Origin of the sequence: Mailhella massiliensis, from assembly GCF_020741395.1 — a bacterium.
In the GTDB taxonomy this organism is placed as follows: domain Bacteria; phylum Desulfobacterota; class Desulfovibrionia; order Desulfovibrionales; family Desulfovibrionaceae; genus Mailhella; species Mailhella massiliensis_A.
This window is the reverse complement of sequence record NZ_DYZA01000251.1, coordinates 1-3,010: the sequence shown is the minus strand read 5'-3', so window position 1 is coordinate 3,010 and position 3,010 is coordinate 1. Positions and strand designations below refer to the sequence as shown.

4 protein-coding genes are annotated in these 3,010 nt (G+C 65.0%); 3 read left to right on the top strand and 1 reads right to left on the bottom strand.

All coding sequences use genetic code 11. The features are described 5' to 3' along the window. Positions 1-514: 514 nt before the first annotated feature. A complete protein-coding gene (locus tag K8W16_RS12160; RefSeq protein WP_304124253.1) occupies positions 515-820 on the bottom strand; it encodes a hypothetical protein in 306 nt (101 codons plus the stop codon). 464 nt (positions 821-1,284) lie between these two features. Here K8W16_RS12160 and K8W16_RS12155 point away from each other — a divergent pair, with 464 nt between their 5' ends. The 3 genes from K8W16_RS12155 to K8W16_RS12145 all read left to right on the top strand — a co-directional run bounded on the left by K8W16_RS12155 (position 1,285) and on the right by K8W16_RS12145 (position 2,842). Continuing rightward, a complete protein-coding gene (locus K8W16_RS12155; RefSeq protein ID WP_304124251.1) occupies positions 1,285-1,671 on the top strand; it encodes a hypothetical protein in 387 nt (128 codons plus the stop codon). Next, positions 1,592-2,164 (top strand): hypothetical protein, encoded by a 573-nt coding sequence (locus tag K8W16_RS12150; RefSeq protein ID WP_304124249.1) that lies wholly within the window; start codon positions 1,592-1,594, stop codon positions 2,162-2,164. Before K8W16_RS12155 ends, K8W16_RS12150 begins: the two co-directional genes overlap by 80 nt. A 462-nt stretch (positions 2,165-2,626) precedes the next feature. Continuing rightward, the gene (locus K8W16_RS12145) at positions 2,627-2,842 is read left to right on the top strand and encodes an AlpA family phage regulatory protein (protein WP_304124246.1); all 216 of its coding nucleotides are present in this window, start codon (positions 2,627-2,629) and stop codon (positions 2,840-2,842) included. Positions 2,843-3,010 lie beyond the last annotated feature (168 nt).

Sequence of the window (3,010 nt, the reverse complement as noted above, 5' to 3'; positions counted from 1 at the left end):
CTCCAGCGCTTCTTCCGCGCCCACGCCGCCCTCATGAACGCCGTCATGGCCCTTCTGCTGCTCTCCTGCCTCATCCCCATGCTGGGCTGAGCAATCCTTCCTCCCGGCAGCCCGCCGCCATGCGCCCCGTGTGCCCCTCCCGCGCCGTGCGCAGCGCCTTCGGCGGATGAAGTTCCCTGCCTTCCGCAGGGTTTACCGCGCCGCCGAAGCCCAAGGCCCCCCCGCCGGAGCCTCACGCCTGCCCCGGCTGCCCGGCCCTTCCGCAAGAACCCGGCGCTTCGCAAGAAAGCTCCGGGGAAGCTTCGGCAGGCCGGAACATTTCCGTGCTCTTCCCGAAATCTCCCTCCTTAAATTCCGTAAAGAAAAACGGGATCCCTCCTCAAAAAAGGGCGCCTCTTTGCCGTGCGGGCGCACGGACACTACGCCTGCGGCATACCGCTCAGGAAGGAGAATCCATGATTGCAAGTCTGTCTTTCGGTTGGAAAACCCTCACGGCAGAAAAGGGGGAAAGGCTTCATATCCGGCCCGGGAAGACGCTGTTCCTCCTTGCCGTGGCGTACATGGCGCCGCTTGCGCTGATGCGGCATGTTCTTTTCCGCATGCCCGTGCTGTTCATGCTTGTGTGCATGATGCTGTTTTTTTTCGCTCCGGCGGCGGTGCTCTTCTCGTGCAGGGGCATCGGCCGGACGAAGAATATGCGCTGCTTCCGCTCCGGCAGCATCATGGCATGGGCCCATTCCAGGCGCGTCCTGCTCTTTCTGGCAAGCGTGGCTGCCGCCATGCTGGGAGCGGTCGGGATGAATCCGGTGGATCTGTGCATCCTCTGCGCCGGAATTCCGGCCGCGCCGTTCATCTACAGCCTCGCGGTGCGCTGGACTACTTCGCAGTACGCTTCGCTGCTGTGCTGCATATGGGGCATGGCCTGCACCCTGTCGGGGGTAGCGGTAGTCTGCCCTCCTCCAGATCGGGGCGGCGTGGCTGGGATACTACGGCTTTCCCCTGTACAACAGCCGCAAGGCAGTATGTGCCGGGCACGGGCAGCAACATCATCAACTATGTTCCGGCCTGGTCGGCAGATCTTCAGACCTGCGAAAACTATCTTCTGTCGCGGATGCTGTCGGGCAGCATCCTGTGCTATGGGCTCACGGCGATTTTTTCCGTTGTTTCTTCCTCAGCCTCATGGCTGTCTTCTCCCTGTGCTTTCTTCCTCCGTCGGAGCTGGGGCGTGTCTTCATCCCCCCCTGCATACATTCCACCCATGTTCCCCCCTGCGAGAAAAAGAACGTGTTCCTGTACTCCGTTGCCGGCACGCTGCTTTTCCTGGCCGCCGCATTTGTCTTCGCCTGCCTGGGCGCAGGAGCGGGCAACTGCGCCGTCCGGGAAAACATGGCCGCGATAAGGAATACCGCCACAGAATACGTCGTCGAACTGGACGGATTTCTGTACCGCAGGGAATGTTACGACGAGCTCCAGCGCCTCAGGAGCGACTACGGCAGCCGGGAAGCCCTCCTCGGGCAGGCACGGATATGCGGAGCCATGAGGGCCGAGTCGACCTTTTCCTCGACTGGTACTACATCCTGGGGGGGGGAATATGCGCGCATCGCCAAAATGCTCATGGGCGCAGAAGCTGACGGAAAAACTGCAGCACGGTATCGACACGGCGGGATTTGAGCTCGATCTCGCACGCCTCAGGCGGCTCATGGATGAGTACGATGCCCGCATCGCCGAAACGAAGGCCGAGTACAGGCTGCCCGAACAGTCCCCCGGCGGCATGCGCGTGCTGGCGCTCCCGGAGGCCTTTCTGAACCTTCAGGACGCCTCCCCCCTCAACTTCCGCAACCGCATGCTCATGAGCTCGGGCATGAGTTCCCTTGCCGCCGTGGTTGCGGCCAGGGCCCCGGGCAAACCGGTCACCAAAGCGGCCGCCGCCACCATTGCCAAACTGGCGGCCGGGAAGCTGGCCTCCGGGCCGCCACAGGAGGAGCCTTTATCGCCGGAGCCGGTATGGGCGCGGCAGCCGGTTCCGTGGTTCCCGGCGCGGGCGGCGTCCTCGGCGGCATCCTTGCTTCTGCAAGCGCGTGCCTGGCCTCCGACGCCCTCATGCTCTCTCTGGAGGAGTATATCAGCCGGGAGGATATGCGCCGGAAATCCTGGAGGCCATTGACGGGACCTGCCTCTGAGGCCGGCGGCGCAGGCCCGGACTTCCGGGGCGGAAAGCGGCGGCTTCTGCCGGAAGGCCGCCCCCTTTCCCCATGCAGCCTCCCGCACCGGCAACCGGAACGCTGCCCCGCCTGAGCCGCGCGCTGCGCGGGGCCGTTTTTGCCGTCATACTGCGGAGAGCCGCATGCCGCGCCAGATCCGGCTCCGGCCTTTCAAGCCGTTGCTTTTCCGGCGCGTCACAAACCTGGCAGCCCCCATGGAGACCGGGAAAAAAGATGCGCCCGCCTCTTCCGCTGGCCTCCCCCATGCACCGGAAAAGCTCCGGCGCGCCCGTACCCGTCTCCCCGGCAACAGCCCGCGCCCCGCTTCTCCCGGATCAGGGCACTTTTTTTTTGCCCGGAGCTGTGCCGCTGCAAAGGTCCCGTATAGGCTCAAGCTGTCCGTTACTTTTTTCCGGGAGGTATTCATGGAAAAGTGTTCTTCCTGGCTGCGCGACCGCGAAGTCGCCGCCATGCTCGGCTGTGCCCGCTCCTCGGTGTGGAAATGGTCGCAGGTCAGGCCGAAGTTTCCCCGGCCACGCCGCAGGCCGGGCAGGCGCTTCACCTACTGGCTGCGCGAAGAAGTGGAAGCCTATGCCCGGGAGCGCGGGGCCTCTCCCCGGCCCGGCGGGGGCCGCGCCTGAGCCCCGCCTTGCCGGGCATGGGGAAGGCCCCGTCGTGGAAGCCGCAACAGGCGGCTTTCCCCTGCCCCGCAAGGGGAAAACTGCCCGCCATGCCCGCACGGTATCCGGCGGCGTGTCCCGCGGGCAGGGTGCACGGTATCCCCGGGGCGCGGGCCCCGGCTCTTTTTT

Bases quoted from the DNA above. Each gene is read 5' to 3' on its own strand.
- K8W16_RS12150 (WP_304124249.1), top strand. From the start codon at position 1,592: ATGCGCGCATCGCCAAAATGCTCATGGGCGCAGAAGCTGACGGAAAAA.
- K8W16_RS12145 (WP_304124246.1), top strand. From the start codon at position 2,627: ATGGAAAAGTGTTCTTCCTGGCTGCGCGACCGCGAAGTCGCCGCCATG.
- K8W16_RS12160 (WP_304124253.1), bottom strand. From the start codon at position 820: ATGCACAGATCCACCGGATTCATCCCGACCGCTCCCAGCATGGCGGCA.